Source organism: Ruegeria sp. YTSC106 (assembly GCF_059609765.1).
The window spans coordinates 204,481-219,721 of sequence record NZ_JBXWMI010000002.1; the positions used below are offsets into that span (position 1 = coordinate 204,481).

Genomic DNA, 15,241 nt, shown 5'->3' on the forward strand with positions numbered 1-15,241 from the left:
AAAGCTTCTGGGGCCAACACCAGAATTCAGCTTCGTTCAGGATCAGCGGCGGATTGTTCTTTTCTTTTGGCGCGGGGCTGAGGTCTGGTCGGGATTTCCTTCAACAATCCCCCGACACCCATTCCGGCAATATCTGCCCCGGTCGTTTCGATCCCGCAGGCAATACGCGATAGAACCCAATCCGCCCCGTTCAATGCCGGAGATCGCGCGCACCCGGGCAACCCGATCACCGGTCGATCCTGCATCGAACCCAGAAACAGCAGGTTTCCCGGATCAACCGGCATACCGAACCGATCCACCTGCCCGCCGGCAAGCCGAACAGCAGATGGGGCAACATCATCAGGATCCGAGGTCGCGGATCCGGTCAGTATCATCAGCAAATCACCAGCAGTCCTGGAAACCGCCTTGGCCAATGCTTCCACGCGATGCGGTACAATCTGCACATCACACAAATCCAGACCCAAGGCTTCGGTCCGCCCGCGAATGGCGGCGATCCCCTTTTCGTTGGAGGGGCCACCGGGGATATCCGTAACGATCAAACCTGCTGTCTTGTGAACGGGCCTTGCCAGACGCACGGCCCCTTGCGCCAGATTGGCGGCCCGCCGAACATCAGCTTCTGGCACGGCATATGAGATGACCTTGATGGTGGCGACCATGCCCTTCGGACCCATCTGCTGGTATTGCGGAACCGTCGCAACCGTAATCATCGGGTTGACCCGGTTGAACATCTCCAGTGCGTCCACATCCAGAACTGCCACGCCCGGCGCGTCCGCCAACAGGTTGACCCGGCCGGTAAACGCATCGGTCACGCGCAGATTGGCCGACGCCGCATCTGGCGCAAGAGCTGCGGCCAAGGTGCGTGCGGCTTCATCTTCATGGCAATCACCGAGTTCAAGGCGCGCAACGATCACTTCGCGGATGCCCGCCTGCGTCAACTGTGTCACATGCTTTGCCTGCAACGACAGTCCTTTACGCAGTTTTCTCCCGTCCGCCGTCACCGAATGAGCCAGAATGGCACCTTTTGCTTCGGAGACTGCTACCGGACCAAACCTCATGCCTTGCCTCGCAGAACGGCCGTCATCTGCGCCAGAATTGCAACGGCAATCTCGGATGGGCCGGCAGCCCCGATATCCAACCCGATTGGCCCATGAATCCTCGAGATTTGCTCATCACTGAAACCGGCCGCTTTCATACGCTCGACGCGTTTGGCGTGGGTACGTGTTGATCCCAAGGCACCAATGTAAAACACACCCGCATCCAGTGCAGCTTGCAGCGCCGGATCATCCAGTTTTGGATCATGCGTCAGCAGGACAATTGCGGTGCGCGCATCCAGCCCAAGTTTTTCCACAGCCTCATCCGGCCAATCCGTTAGGATCGTTTCCCCCGGGAATCGGGCGTTGGAGGCAAATGCGTCGCGCGGGTCGATAATGGCCGGATCATACCCAGCTATGCGCGCCATCGGCACCAGTGCCTGCGCGATGTGAACCGCGCCGACAATGATCAGCCGTAGCGGTGGGTTGTGTACCGCTACAAAGGTCCGGCCATCTTCTTCAAATCCAGAACGATCCATACGCAACCGTTCCGCATAGGCATTTCGGCGCAAGGCCCTGTGCCCGGTATCGATATTGACTTCATAAGCAATCGGTTCACGAGCCGCGCGGGCTGCAACCAGTTCCGCCAACATCGGTTCGGGCAGAACCTTCCCGACGGGTTCTACAAGAACGCGTATGGTTCCGCCACAGGCCAGCCCGACCGCAAAGGCGTCTTCATCGCTCACCCCAAATTCCAGCAATCGGGCCTCGCCTTCGTCAATGGCTTCAAGCGCTTCGACGATCACTGCTCCCTCGACACAGCCACCCGACACAGAGCCTTCGATCCGGCCATCGCCGCCGATCACCAGTTGGGAACCAACCCGGCGCGGCGCGCTGCCCCAGGTTTCGACAACTGTAGCAAGCGCGGCGCCGCTGCCATCGCGGTGCCACTTCAGTGCCGTTTCCGGACTGTTGTCGAATCGTTCCATCAGAACCTCCAGACGTCGTCTGTTTCCCAACATAAGCAGGATTGGCCTGATGAAAAGCGCAACGCCCTTACCAAAACGTCTATGTTGAGCTTTGTGAGCCGATATCAATGCTCGAACTGTATTCAAGAAATCACAGCATTGATTGTTAGTGCCACGGGTTTTAGCCTGCGCGTGCAGCCGGCCAAGTGACCGAGCCGCATATCAAACACATTTTTTTGGAGACAAGCAGTTGAAACATTTTCTTGCATTGGGCGCAGTGGTTGGCCTTTTGACTTCAACCGCAGCGTGGGCTGACACATTCGAACGTTACGGAGAAGTAGCAGGCTGGAAAGTCTTCATCGACAACGAGAAGAAATCCTGCCTGATCGAGGCCGTGGACGATGCGGAAAACGTCGTTCAGATGGGCCTGACCGAAGATCGCGGCGTGGGATATGTGGGGGTATTCACCAAGGCGGAGACCGACATCAAACGTGGCGAGACACAAGAAGTGGCCATCTTGATCGGGGACAACATCTATCTGGGTGAAGCCACAGGTATGAAAGGCAATATCACCAAGGGCTATTCCGGTGGCTATGTCCTGTCAGACAGCCCTCAATTCGCGGATGATCTGGCCAAGAAAAAGGTCATGATCGTTTTCCCCGAAACGTCATACGCTTTCACAGTCGATCTGACCGGCACATACAAAGCTATGGAAATGGCCCGTAAGTGCAATGAAGAACAGTTGTCATAGGCGACTATTCGGAAAGCGCGGCCAACAGCCGTGCTTTCTGCCCCTGGTCATCGGGTTGTGAGATCACGGAGGCCAGATCTTCGAGCGAGGCTATTGAATGCCCTGCCCTGAAACTGTCGACATGGGGCAGCATGGCCGCCACCCCCAGAGCCTTGGGGGCAAACCCGTCCCAGCGCAGTAGCGGGTTCAGCCAGATCAGGCGTTTTGAGGACAGGTGCAGCCGCTCAACCTCTTTCTCCAGCCTCTCCGGTTCACCCCGCTCCAATCCGTCGGTGATCAGCAGAACAACGGCCCCCTGCCCCATGACCCGTCTTGACCAGTCTCTGTTGAACTGATGCAGACAGTCGCCGATGCGCGTGCCCCCTTCCCAATCCTGCGCCTCGGCCCCGGCAGCTGCAAGAGCTGCGTCAACGTCCCGCTGACGTAAGTGGCGGGTTATGTTGGTCAGGCGCGTGCCGAAAGTGAAAGCATGAACCTTGGCCCAACCTGCCCCCTTAGCGTTCGATACCGTGTGCAGGAAGTGCAGGATGGCACGGCTGTACTGGCTCATTGAACCTGAGATGTCGCACAGGGCCACAAGGTTTGGCCATCGCGGTTTGGGCTCTAGCCGGGCGATATCGCGCAACTCTCCTCCTTGCCGCATGGCTGCTCGCAAAGTGCGGGCACGGTCAATGCGGTGCCCCAGATGGCTGGATTGACCTCGTCGGGATTCGATGGGCTTGACCGGCAGGGTCAACCGCGCCAAAACGCGCTTGGCTTGCGCGATTTCGGCAGTGCTCATCTGTTCAAAGTCCAGATTGCGAAGACGCTCCTCGGACGATGCCGTCTGCGTGGCGTCAATCTCGATTTCAGTTTCGCCTTCGTCTTGTGCCGCCAGCTCGGGCGTGTCGTGTTCGACGCCATCCAGAAGGGCCTCAGCCGCGCGTTTTTCGCCAGCATCCGCCTTGCGATCCTCCTGCACGCCCCGAATGGCGGGAAGCATCATGGCCATCATGTGCTCCATGTATCGCGGGTCGCGCCAGTACATTCGGAAGACTTGTGCGAAGACCGTGCGATGTTCGGGACGATTTACGAAACAGGCGTGCAGCGTCCAGTAGAAATCCCGTTTCTCGGTAAAACCCGCGGCTTGCACCGCGCGAATTGCGTCAATCACCCGCCCCGGACCAATCGGCAGACCCGCCTTCCGCAGCGCGCGGGCAAAATGGGTAATGTTCTGCGCCAGCTTCGGGTTGTCGGGAATTTCCAGCGGGATTTGTTCGGCCATAACGCGTCAGGCCGGTTCAAGCGTCGCTTTGGCCTCATCCAGAATGCGCTTGGCCTCAGACCCTTGCAGCTTCTGGATGTCGTCCTGGTATTTCAGGATCGCACCCAGCGTATCACCGATCACCTCGGGGCTGAGATTCATCACGTCCAGCGCCAGCAGACATTTGGCCCAGTCAATGGTTTCGGCCACGCCGGGTTTCTTGAACAGGTCCTCGGTGCGCAGACGCTGAACGAAAGCCACAACTTCGCGGCTGAGCGCATCGGCGGCCTCGGGCGCGCGCGCGTGCAGAATTTCGATCTCACGTTCGAAATCGGGATAATCGACCCAGTGATACAGGCAGCGGCGCTTGAGGGCATCGTGCACTTCGCGGGTCCGGTTCGACGTGACAATCACAATGGGTGGTTCGGGGGCTGCAACAGTGCCCAGTTCAGGGATTGTGACCTGAAAATCACTGAGGGCCTCCAGCAGAAAGGCTTCAAACGGTTCATCGGTCCGGTCCAGTTCGTCGATCAGAAGAACCGGCGCTCCGTTTTCGTCCGGGCGCATTGCCTGAAGCAGCGGGCGTTCGATCAGGTATTCATCCGAAAACAGTTCCGCCTGTAACGCGCCTCGGTCGGCTCCGCCCGAAGCTTCGGCCGTTCGGATCGCGACCATCTGCGCCGGAAAGTTCCATTCGTAAACCGCCGTGGACGCGTCCAGACCTTCGTAGCACTGCAATCGGATCAAACGGCGGTTCAGACCGGATGCCAGCGCCTTGGCGATTTCCGTCTTTCCGACACCTGCTTCACCTTCCAGAAACAACGGGCGACCAAGCTTCAGCGAAAGGAACACAACCGTGGCAAGGGCGCGCCCGCAGACATAGCCCTGACTTCCCAGCATCTGCTGCACGGCATCAATGGAATTAGGCTGCGTCATGGAACCTCTCTCTTCTTCGCGGATAAACAGGTCACGCAAGCGCCCTTGCGTCAAGGCCTTACCCCCTGCCTGAGCTACGACGTTCCGGTTGGTTGACAAGTTTTTTCGGCAACTCGTACTGCGCTGGTTGGTCTTTCGGGGCAGCTATGCTAGCGGAAGATCATGACTGATACCCTCACCATCCGCCGCCCCGACGACTGGCATCTGCATCTGCGCGATGGCGCCATGTTGCAGGCCGTTCTGCCCGAAACCGCACGTCATTTCGCCCGTGCGATCATAATGCCGAACCTCGTGCCGCCCGTTATACGCGGGGATCAGGCTGCCGCTTACCGCGACAAGATCCTGGCCGCCTTGCCCGACGGTATGAGGTTTGAGCCGCTGATGACCCTGTACCTGACCGAGGATACAGATGCGCAGGACGTCGCTGCCGCCCATGCCAGCGGGCTGATAAAAGCGGTCAAGCTGTACCCGGCGGGGGCCACGACCAATTCGGCCTCGGGCGTGCGTGACTTTGACAAAGTGCGCCCGGTTTTGGAGAAAATGGCCGAGATCGGTCTGCCCATGTGTGTTCATGGCGAAGTGACCGACACAGAGATCGACATCTTTGACCGCGAAGCCGTGTTCATCAACCGCGTTCTGGACCCGATCCGCCGGTCGACGCCGGGACTGCGCGTGGTGATGGAACATATCACCACGTCCGATGGTGTCGACTATGTCAAAGCCAACGAGGCGGATCTGGGTGCGACGATCACCGCGCACCACCTGATCATCAACCGCAACCATATTCTGGTGGGCGGGATCAAACCGCATTACTATTGCCTGCCGGTCGCCAAGCGCGAGGAACACCGCCAAGCCCTGCTGGCTGCTGCAACGTCAGGTGACGCGCGGTTCTTCCTGGGCACGGACAGCGCTCCGCACACGGATGCAAACAAGGAAATGGCCTGCGGCTGCGCGGGGTGTTTCACTGCGACAAATACCATGTCTCTGGTGGCCGAGATGTTCGACCGCGAAGGTGCTCTGGACAAGCTGGAGGTGTTCGTCTCGCTCAACGGGCCGGGCTTTTACCGCCTGCCTGTGAACGAAGAGACGATTACCCTGACCAAGGGCGAACCGGTTGAATACCCGTCAAAGATCGACACGGACGATGGACCTGTCACGGTGTTCGACCCGGGCTTTCCACTGCACTGGCGCGTGGCTTAACCCGCCATACGTTCAGCCAGATCACGGGCGCGACCTCCGGTGCGCAGCATCGACCAGATCGCGTCTGTCTCATCCGTCCCGATCAGCTTCGATGCTTTGACGCGTACACGATCCTCGCGGTCAGATAGCGACATTGGGGTCATCAGGTCATGCGTTGTCTCGCGGCGAACACCGTCGCGACGCAGCAAGGCCAGATGCGCCTGCGTTTCCGACAGGCTTTCATCCGCTTCGACCGTGATGCGGTCTTGCAGAGACGTCATGCGCGGGTCCGCGCAGACCTTGTCGGTGTAGCTGCCCGGCAAAGCCGTATCATACCCCAGCGCCTGCATCGCGATGACCGTTCGGTAAGAGAATTTTGCCCCCAGCCCGGTTGTGGGCGACAGCTGATTGCAAACGCTCATCCATCGGGGATGGGTTTTGATTTTGAGCTCGGCCACTTCGGGTTCCGCAATGTCCAGAGCGCGTGCCGCTTCCAACGCCGCGTGCAGGCCGTGACAACAGGCGTGGAACTTGTGGCTTACCGTTTCGAACAGCCATTCATCGCCCAAACCATCCAGCGCGTTTTGATCCGCTGCACCCTGATGGGTCGCGCCAAATCCGTACGTGCCTTCCAACGCGTCGGCGTTGGCCTGAAATCCACGCTGAACAAGCAGAGCCGTCTCAACCCCGGTCGAAGCGGCTAGCCCGGCATTGTAAGGCTTGCCCATGGTTCCGAACTGGGCCTTCAGCCCAGCCGCGCGCGTTGCTGTCAAACCCAATACGGACCGCATCTGGGTTTTATCCAGTCCTAGCAACCGACCGACGGCGACGGCAGCTCCGAATGCACCGGATGTCGCTGTCTGATGAAACCCGGCCTGATAATGGCCCCTGCCCAGCCACAGGCCGACACGGATTGAAGTTTCCATCCCGACCAGCGCGGCTTCGAGTAAGTCAACCAGAATGCGGTCATCCCATTCGGCTACGGCAAGGACGGCAGGTAGAATGGCAACTGAAGGATGCCCGATATGCGCAAAATGCGTGTCGTCGTAATCCAGCGCATGGGAAACAGTTCCGTTCACCAAAGCTGCGCCGCGCAAAGGGGCCGCGCCTCCGCCGAACAGATGGGCCTGAGCGTTCCCGCCCTCGGCCAGAACCATATCGCGAACCGTACAAGACACGGGCTCGGAGGCCCCAGCACGACCAACTGCAACCCAATCCAGAACAGACAGAGATGTGACAACCCTCGCCTGAGCCGTCGTTGAAACCGGGCCCGCCGCGAAGGTGGCCAATGCTGCTGTGAAATCCGTCATGGGCGCAGTCTAGCGTGCGCCCTTGCAGGGTAAAGGCCTAGCCGTAGAGTTCTTTCGCACGTGCCTCGAAGGCGCGCACAATCCGCTGCATGGCTTCGTTGAACACAACCCCGATAATCCCTTGCAGGATGGCGTTCTTGAACTCGAAATCCACATGGAACGAGATGTTGCAACCCCCATCGGGCGCGTCCTCGAACTGCCAGTCGGATTTCATGTATTTGAAAGGTCCGTCGAGATATTCGGTGTCGATCTTTTTCTGATCGGAAAACAGAGTCACCCGGCTGCCGAACCGTTCGCGGAACACTTTGAACGAGATGACCAGATCGGCCTCCATCACCTCGGCCTCACCAACCGCATAGGTCTTGCGGATCCGGGCCGCGGCGCACCAGGGCAGAAACTTGGGGTAACTGCCTACATCCGCAACAAGATCATACATCTGCTGGGCTGTGTATGGCAGGTGGCGGGTTTCCGAATGGATTGGCATGATGTCCGGTATTTGCAGGTGACAATGGCGCGTCATGTCGTATGTTGCGCGCCAAAGATCAAGGGGGCTGCGATGACTAACCGCGCATATGTGATAGATGAGATGATCTCGGCCAAGGCCATCGCTGCCCGAATCGAGGAGTTATGCCGCGAGATAACGGATGAGTTCGGCGATACGGACAAGCTGGTCGTCGTGGGATTGCTACGCGGCAGTTTCGTCTTCATCGCCGATCTGGTACGTGAGCTGGATCTTCCCATCGAGGTAGATTTTCTTGAGGCATCCTCTTACGGTGATGCGATGGAAAGCAGCCGGGAAGTCCGCATTCTCAAAGACTTGCGCGGCGCGATTGAAAGTCGCGACGTGCTTGTTGTCGAAGATATCGTCGATACGGGCCACACACTGAACCATGTCACCAAGTTGCTTCAAAGCCGCAAGCCCTCTCGTTTGAAGTCCATTGCGTTGCTCGACAAACCCAGCCGTCGCGAAGTTGATTTCCGGTCAGACTGGATTGGCTTTGAAATTCCGGATGAATTCGTCGTGGGCTACGGGATCGATTACGCTCAGCGCAACCGCAACTTGCCCTTTATCGGCAAGGTTCGGTTTACCGAGGACTAGATGCACTTTTGTTGGGCAGTTTGAAGCTCAGCTTTGCACGCTAAATTCAAAAATCCGAATAATAATAGACAAGCTATATTGTGTCCGATTACTCTCCTTATCAACTTAGGGGGATTATCGATGAAGCGGATTGTTGCGACAGCTGGTGTCGTTATGGCGATCGTGGCACTTTCAAGTTCGGGTGCTGCAAAGGACAACAAGGGCAAAGGGCAAGGTGCCAATAAAAACAAGGTAGAGAAATCTATCAAGTCAAACGGCAAAGCTGTTCCGCCCGGTCAAATCAAAAGATATACGCGTGGCCAGAAGTTGCCCGATGATCTGAGTTTCGATTACATTGACGACCTCGGAAACTGGAAGCTTAAGCCGTTGGGACCCGGCCAGCGCTATATCCGGGTAGATGATGAAATTCTCTCGATATCTGATGATACGAAGACAGTTATAGAAGCCGTTGGAATCGTTGGTGATCTGGTCAATTGAGTGGATCGCGTCTAGCAGGTTTTGTGAAGCACGACATCAATCGCACTCAGAAAAATCCCGGTTCCAATCGGAATAAGCGCATCCGGGAAGTCATAGTCCGGGTTGTGCAGTTGCGGATGGTCCTGCCCCGCCCCCAACCAGAACATGGCCGCCTTGGCGCTTTTGCCAAACTGGCCGAAGTCTTCGGAAAAACGCTGTGGCTGATCGACTAGCATGCAGGCGACGTCCTGATCGGCAAAGGCCTTTGCCAGAACCGTATCAGCTTCGGGATCATTGACACAGGCATCGAACACCTCGTCATAGCTGATTTCCACCGCCAACCCTTCGACCTTCGCTATTTCGGCAACCAGGGATTCGGCCTCGGCCATCAGGCGCTCCATCCGCGCGTCCGAAACCGTGCGCAGGGTCACCCATAGTTCGGCCTGCCCCGGTGCGACGCCGACTGTGCGCTCGCCCAGAGTGGCATGGGTGACTGTGGTCAGAGCGTAGTCGTCATCCAATTCACCGCCCGCCCCCAATCCGGCCAATGCCAGCATCAGCCTGGACAAGGCACCTGCCGGCGACACGCCATCTTGCGGGGCAGCTGCATGTGACGTCTTGCCTGTCAGAACAATTTGCATCCCACGCGAGGCGCAGTTCGCGGGACCTACACACAGCTCTACTGCGCCCAGTTCCAGCCCCGGCAAGTTATGCAGAGACAGCACGATGTCAGGCGAAACCTCAGCAAACTGAGGATCGGCCCGGTAAGCAATCGCACCATGTCCGGTTTCTTCGGCGGGTTGGAAAATCAGAACCACGCGGCCAGACTTCGGGCGTTGTTCCTTCAACGCTTCCGCCACCCCGAGAACCATCACCATGTGGCCATCATGGCCGCACAGATGCCCTTTGCCTGCAATCTGAGACGCATAAGCCAGATCCGAGAGTTCCTGAATTGGCAGTCCATCCAGTTCGCATCGAATTCCAACTGTGGGGCCGGGAACGTTGCTTTCGTAAACGGCAGCCACACCGTGCCCGCCAATGCCGCACAGAACCCTGTCTGCACCCGCTTGGCGCAAAAGATCAGCAACCCGCGCTGCGGTATTTTCCTCCTGCCCCGAAAGCTCCGGGTGTTGATGAAACTCGTGGCGCAAGCTGATGAGCTGCGCGATCCGCTCCGGTGTCACGCCTGCTGCAACTTTGCTTGCCGAGCCGCGCGAAGCCGGGCGAAATCGTCACCCGCGTGATACGAAGACCGGGTCAGAGGCGTCGCGGATACCATCAGGAACCCCTTGCCATAGGCCGCCTTTTCGTAAGATGCGAACTCTTCCGGCGTTACGAACCGATCCACTCCGTGATGTTTCGGAGTCGGTTGCAGGTACTGGCCGATGGTCAGGAAATCGATATCCGCCGCGCGCATGTCGTCCATGACCTGACGCACTTGCTGTTCATTTTCACCCAACCCGACCATGATGCCCGATTTGGTGAAGATGGACGGATCAAGCTCTTTCACGCGCTGCAGCAGGCGCAAGGAATGGAAGTATCGCGCACCCGGGCGGACTTCGGGATAGAGGCCCGGAACCGTTTCCAGATTGTGGTTGAACACATCCGGTTTCGCTTCGACCACAATCTCAAGGACATCCTCATCACATTTCAGGAAGTCAGGCGTCAGAATCTCGATCGTGGTTTTCGGAGAACGATGACGCACCGCGCGAATGGTCTGCGCAAAATGCTCAGCCCCGCCATCTTGCAGATCATCGCGGTCCACCGAGGTGATCACCACATGGTTCAGGCCGAGTTTTTCAACCGCGTGAGCCACGCGTCCGGGCTCAAACGCGTCAAGATCGTCGGGGCGACCGGTTGCAATATTGCAGAAGGTGCAGCCGCGCGTACAAATCTCGCCCATGATCATCATGGTGGCATGGCCCTGGCTCCAGCACTCTCCTACGTTGGGGCACCCGGCTTCTTCGCAGACCGTCACCAGATTGTTGTCGCGCATGATCCGCCGCGTGTCCGCATAGCCTTTGCCGCCAGGTGCTTTGACCCTGATCCAACTTGGTTTCTTGGGCTGCGCATTGTCCGGACGATGGGCTTTTTCCGGATGGCGCTGTTCGGGGATCTTCAGATCTCGCACGGTCGTTTTCCTGACTTTGGGTCAACTCTTGTCGCTCATAACATAGACAGAAGCGCGGTGTTACACCAGCGGCGCATAGCCGCTATGCGTTGCAACCGCGCAACCGCAGAAAGCCATCATGCGCGCATCAGTATTTCCTTATTAAATTGATTAGTTAGCGGAACGTTGACCCTATTCGCAATCGCAGCATTTCCTCGATTGAATGCGGTTTAGAACTGTTTTAATTCACACCAAAACCACATGTGAATCACAGGAGTTTGACTATGAAATCCGGCGCAAAACTGCCCGACGTGACCTTTCACACCCGTGTCCGCGACGATTCCATCGAAGGACCAAACCCATTCCGTTGGGAAGACAAGACGACAGCTGACTATTTCGCCGGTAAGCGCGTAATCCTGTTCTCACTGCCAGGCGCGTTCACCCCGACCTGCTCGACTTTCCAGCTTCCCGGTTTTGAAAACGGCTATGCCGATTTCACGGCGATGGGGATCGACAAAATCTACTGCATGTCCGTCAACGACAGCTTCGTGATGAACAAATGGGCGCAGGATCAGGGCTTGAAGAACGTTAAGGTCATCCCCGACGGATCGGCGGAGTTCACCCGGAAAATGGGCATGTTGGTCGACAAGGACAATCTGGGTTTTGGTATGCGCTCATGGCGCTATGCGGCCATCGTCGATGATGGTGTCGTCGAAGCGTGGTTCGAAGAGCCCGGCTTGATGGATAACTGTCCAGAAGACCCTTATGGCGTGTCCTCGCCGGAAAACCTGATGAAACACCTGCGGGCGTTAGCAGAACCCGAAATGGCTTAAGCTGCAAATCCCGAGAAAAGGCCCGAACACACCGGGCCTTTTTTCTGTTCAGCCGATCAACCGGTCTCGTTCCGCCTGATCCTGATAATGTCGTTTCAATCGTTGCAAAGCGATCCGCAGAACAATCTTGCCGGATCGTGCTGACCAACCCATTCGCTTTTCCGCCAGTTCCAGTCCTTCCAGATAGCAACAGCACCGCAACGCGACATCACTCAGCCCCGGCCCCAGATCGGACAAGGCACGTGCAACCCGATCCTTGGCATCAGAAGCTTCCTTGCCCCCATGGCTTTCACTGTCAAAACTGCCTCGACCGCCTGTCGTCAGAAAGCGATCCCAGTTCTGTGAAACCTGAGGGCCGATCTGTGCCAACTCAAAGTCTTCGCGCAAGCGCTCTCCGGCGCTGACAAGGGATTCATCCAAAAACGGCTTTCCGTCACGATCCCTTCTGCGCGCCAACGCTATCAGCGGGCTTTCCGCAGCATTGTATCGAATGCGTTTGGCCCGCTCGGCAGACCCGCCCGAAGGCTTGGCCTGAAAGGAACTCTGAGCTTCGGCAAAACCAAAGTCTGTCCCGGCACGCGCCTTGTTTTCTGCCTTGGCGATCAAATGACTTAGCGCGGTTCGCCCGGCTGTGGAAATCCGATATCGCGAAATACGACCAGGATTGTCGCAGGTTATCCAGTCTTTCAAAGCCAAGGCCTGTGCGAACCTGCACTCTACGACCGCGGTTCTAGTTGCCCCTGCCTCGCCGGTGTCGCGTACGACGACAGCCTTGTCCATTTCCTCGGCCACGGCGAGGACCGAACCCGTCTCGCTCAGGCGGCGCAACACACGCAGCGCCTCGTTTTCAAACTCTTCTTCAGCGGTGTTTTCTGACCCGATTGCCGGGCCGTCGATGCAATCCGAAGGTGAAAAATGCGTCTCTGCAAGCGATTGCAAAGCCGCATCCACCAATGGATCGTCGCGGCGCATTTCGATGCGCCTAATTTGTCTGAGGATCGTCGATGCATGGCATCCGGCTGATCGAGCGATATCGCGGATCGAGCGACCGGTCTCGGTATGAGCAAGGTACGTTTGCGCCCCCTCTGGAACCCATGCCGGAATGGTGAAAGCCATGTTGTTTTCCATAATTATTTGTCCTCGTCGACAAAACAAACTGCCACTTTTCGCCCTCGGAATGCGGGTTAACCAATTCTAACTAGAGGTCCATTCGTTACTCGTTCGTTAACCACACAAGGCAAGAACCAGATTTGATTCAAAAAGATAAACAGTCGTGAAACCATCGTTCGGAGGGACTCTGACAAAGGCAGCACCCGCTAAGGTTGTGCAACACATGGCCCTTGAAATTTCGAAAAAGGGAGACACGACATGCAGGACCTGATGACAATGATCGCTACCCTCCGCCGCCCACGCATGCTGGCGCGTGCTGCCAGATTCGGGGCGCGGGATTACAATCGGGAGAGGCACCTGCAACGCATTCTGGGATACGGTTCGCTGCCCAGTTCAGGTCAGGCGCTGGTGCGTTTGGTCGAGATGGAAAAAGAGGTAAATGAACAGCGAAAAGAAGACGATGCCGCATACTCACTGGTGCGGCATCTGGATCTGCTTATTGCGTTGTTGGGTGAGGCGCAGCTGTATCAGGCCAGCCGCGCCTCGGTTCTGCAATAATCAGGAAAACGCATCCGGCATGGAGGCCTTTTTTTCGGCGATATAGGCTTCCAGAGCCGCAGCGGTGTCCGGATCCATCTGGGGTTGCTGATAGTTGGCCAGCAAATGTTCAGCCCGAGCTGTGGCCAACGCTCTCGTGTCACGCGCGCCCTCTTCCTGCCAGGTTTCGTATGGTTTGTAATCCAGCACTTCGGATTTCCAGAAGGATTCCTTGAAGTTGGCCTGCGTGTGGGCACAGCCGAGATAGTGCCCACCCGGACCGACCTCGCGGATCGCATCCATGGCCTGAGCGTTTTCGTCATATGCAACGCCTTTGGCCAGCGAATGCAATACTCCCAACTGATCTGCATCCATGACGAACTTCTCGAAGTCGGCAACCAGACCGCCTTCCAGCCAGCCACAGGAATGCAGCATGAAGTTCACGCCCGACAGAAGGCCCATGTTCAATGAGTTCGCTGTTTCGTATGCTGCCTGCGCGTCCGGCAATTTCGATCCGCAGAACGAACCAGCCGACCGGTACGGAAGGTTCAGACGACGTGCCAGCTGGCCGGCACCATAAGTGATATGCGCAGCTTCGGGAGTGCCGAAGGTTGGCGCGCCCGAGTTCATATCGATCGATGTCACGAATGCACCGAAGATCGCGGGGGCACCCGGACGGATTATCTGGCTGTAGGCAACGCCGGCCATGACCTCGGCCAGAACCTGCGTCAAAGTACCGGCCACCGAGACCGGCGCCATCGCTCCGCCCACGATAAAGGGTGAGATGATGCAGGCCTGATTATTGCGCGCATAAACTTCCAGCGAGCCCATCATCACGTCGTCGAATGTCAACGGCGAGTTGATGTTGGTCAGCGAGGTCATCACGGTGTTTTCCTGCACGAACTCCTTACCGAACAGGATTTCGCACATTTCAACCGAATCCTGTGCCCGGCTGGGATCGGTCACAGAGCCCATGAAAGGCTTGTCCGACAGGGTCATATGCGCCTTCAGCATGTCCAGATGGCGCTTGTTCACCGGAATGTCGGTCGGCTCACACACCGTACCGCCCGAGTGGTGCAACCACTTGGACATATAGGCAAGTTTCACGAACTTGTTGAAATCGTCCATGGTTGCATAGCGGCGCCCACCCTGTGCATCACGCACGAATGGAGGACCGTAAACCGGGGCTAGAACCATGTTACGGCCACCGATCACAACCGATTTCTCGGGGTTGCGGGCGTGCTGGGTAAACTGGCTGGGGGCTGTCTTGATCAGCTCACGAGCCAGACCACGCGGGATGCGCACACGCTCACCGTCAATATCTGCGCCTGCGTCGCGCCAACGTTCCAGCGCGGCCGGGTTGTCGACAAAGTTGACGCCGATTTCTTCCAACACGGTTTCAGCGTTGTTTTCGATAATCTCGAGCGCCTCTTCGTTTAGAATCTCGAAATTCGGAATGTTACGTTCGATGTATTTCGCAGTCTCGATACGAACTGCGGTACGCTCGGCACGGCGGGCAGCGCCACCGCCACCTCTCGCCCTGCGCCGGGTGTTTGCCTCTGCCATGAGAAAATCCCGTCTGGTTGGTTAGATTGAGCGTTTTGATACAGGTTTGCCAGAACCCAAGCATAGGGATTGCGGCGCTCTGGGGGGAAAAGCGACATTGCCGCCCCCCAAC

Annotated in this window: 16 protein-coding genes; 6 read left to right on the forward strand and 10 right to left on the reverse strand. The window is 57.5% G+C overall.

The annotated features are described in order from the left end of the window. Positions 1–26: 26 nt before the first annotated feature. Together AC2FEB_RS03270 and AC2FEB_RS03275 are read right to left on the reverse strand one after the other, a co-directional pair. Positions 27–1,055 carry a molybdopterin-binding protein gene (locus tag AC2FEB_RS03270; protein ID WP_496883837.1) on the reverse strand — a complete coding sequence of 343 codons (1,029 nt, stop codon included), beginning with the start codon at positions 1,053–1,055 and terminating at the stop codon, positions 27–29. Beyond that, entirely contained in the window at positions 1,052–2,020 is a 969-nt protein-coding gene (locus tag AC2FEB_RS03275; RefSeq protein WP_117872771.1) for an XdhC family protein, read from the reverse strand. The genes AC2FEB_RS03270 and AC2FEB_RS03275 overlap by 4 nt, the downstream gene beginning before the upstream one ends. 229 nt (positions 2,021–2,249) lie before the next feature. Here AC2FEB_RS03275 and AC2FEB_RS03280 point away from each other — a divergent pair, with 229 nt between their 5' ends. Beyond that, entirely contained in the window at positions 2,250–2,750 is a 501-nt protein-coding gene (locus AC2FEB_RS03280; protein ID WP_117869110.1) for a hypothetical protein, read from the forward strand. A gap of 4 nt (positions 2,751–2,754) precedes the next feature. Here the strand turns inward: AC2FEB_RS03280 and AC2FEB_RS03285 are convergent, their stop codons facing one another. After that, positions 2,755–4,014, reverse strand: a complete 1,260-nt coding sequence (locus AC2FEB_RS03285) for a vWA domain-containing protein (RefSeq protein WP_496672072.1) — start codon at positions 4,012–4,014, stop codon at positions 2,755–2,757. 6 nt (positions 4,015–4,020) lie between these two features. Continuing rightward, on the reverse strand, positions 4,021–4,929 hold the full coding sequence (locus AC2FEB_RS03290) for an AAA family ATPase (RefSeq protein WP_117872772.1): 909 nt from the start codon (positions 4,927–4,929) through the stop codon (positions 4,021–4,023). Between the two features lie 162 nt (positions 4,930–5,091). Here AC2FEB_RS03290 and pyrC point away from each other — a divergent pair, with 162 nt between their 5' ends. Further along, entirely contained in the window at positions 5,092–6,129 is a 1,038-nt protein-coding gene (pyrC, locus tag AC2FEB_RS03295) for a dihydroorotase (RefSeq protein WP_496672069.1), read from the forward strand. Here pyrC and AC2FEB_RS03300 read toward each other — a convergent pair. Both AC2FEB_RS03300 and AC2FEB_RS03305 read right to left on the reverse strand, forming a co-directional pair. Then, the gene (locus AC2FEB_RS03300) at positions 6,126–7,418 is read right to left on the reverse strand and encodes an MmgE/PrpD family protein (protein ID WP_496672066.1); all 1,293 of its coding nucleotides are present in this window, start codon (positions 7,416–7,418) and stop codon (positions 6,126–6,128) included. The genes pyrC and AC2FEB_RS03300 overlap by 4 nt on opposite strands. A gap of 37 nt (positions 7,419–7,455) precedes the next feature. Next, complete coding sequence (locus AC2FEB_RS03305) at positions 7,456–7,902, reverse strand: type II toxin-antitoxin system RatA family toxin (RefSeq protein WP_117869114.1); 447 nt, start codon at positions 7,900–7,902, stop codon at positions 7,456–7,458. Between the two features lie 72 nt (positions 7,903–7,974). On the opposite strand from AC2FEB_RS03305, the gene hpt reads away from it, so the two are divergent. Further along, a complete protein-coding gene (gene hpt, locus AC2FEB_RS03310; protein WP_117872773.1) occupies positions 7,975–8,517 on the forward strand; it encodes a hypoxanthine phosphoribosyltransferase in 543 nt (180 codons plus the stop codon). A 120-nt stretch (positions 8,518–8,637) separates the two neighbouring features. Continuing rightward, a complete protein-coding gene (locus tag AC2FEB_RS03315; protein WP_117869115.1) occupies positions 8,638–8,994 on the forward strand; it encodes a hypothetical protein in 357 nt (118 codons plus the stop codon). Between the two features lie 11 nt (positions 8,995–9,005). Here AC2FEB_RS03315 and AC2FEB_RS03320 read toward each other — a convergent pair whose 3' ends face one another. Beyond that, positions 9,006–10,157, reverse strand: coding sequence for an amidohydrolase (locus AC2FEB_RS03320; protein ID WP_117869116.1), 1,152 nt, complete (start codon positions 10,155–10,157; stop codon positions 9,006–9,008). Further along, a complete protein-coding gene (gene lipA / locus AC2FEB_RS03325; RefSeq protein ID WP_117869117.1) occupies positions 10,154–11,104 on the reverse strand; it encodes a lipoyl synthase in 951 nt (316 codons plus the stop codon). The genes AC2FEB_RS03320 and lipA overlap by 4 nt, the downstream gene beginning before the upstream one ends. A gap of 263 nt (positions 11,105–11,367) precedes the next feature. On the opposite strand from lipA, the gene AC2FEB_RS03330 reads away from it, so the two are divergent. Then, entirely contained in the window at positions 11,368–11,916 is a 549-nt protein-coding gene (locus AC2FEB_RS03330) for a peroxiredoxin (protein ID WP_496672058.1), read from the forward strand. A gap of 48 nt (positions 11,917–11,964) precedes the next feature. On the opposite strand, the gene AC2FEB_RS03335 is transcribed toward AC2FEB_RS03330, so the two are convergent. Then, positions 11,965–13,044 (reverse strand): DUF6456 domain-containing protein, encoded by a 1,080-nt coding sequence (locus AC2FEB_RS03335; protein WP_496672056.1) that lies wholly within the window; start codon positions 13,042–13,044, stop codon positions 11,965–11,967. A 240-nt stretch (positions 13,045–13,284) separates the two neighbouring features. Here AC2FEB_RS03335 and AC2FEB_RS03340 point away from each other — a divergent pair, with 240 nt between their 5' ends. Continuing rightward, positions 13,285–13,584: a DUF6477 family protein gene (locus AC2FEB_RS03340; RefSeq protein WP_496672053.1), complete on the forward strand. Its 300-nt coding sequence runs from the start codon at positions 13,285–13,287 to the stop codon at positions 13,582–13,584. Here AC2FEB_RS03340 and AC2FEB_RS03345 read toward each other — a convergent pair whose 3' ends face one another. Continuing rightward, positions 13,585–15,129 (reverse strand): trimethylamine methyltransferase family protein, encoded by a 1,545-nt coding sequence (locus AC2FEB_RS03345; protein WP_117869121.1) that lies wholly within the window; start codon positions 15,127–15,129, stop codon positions 13,585–13,587. Positions 15,130–15,241 lie beyond the last annotated feature (112 nt).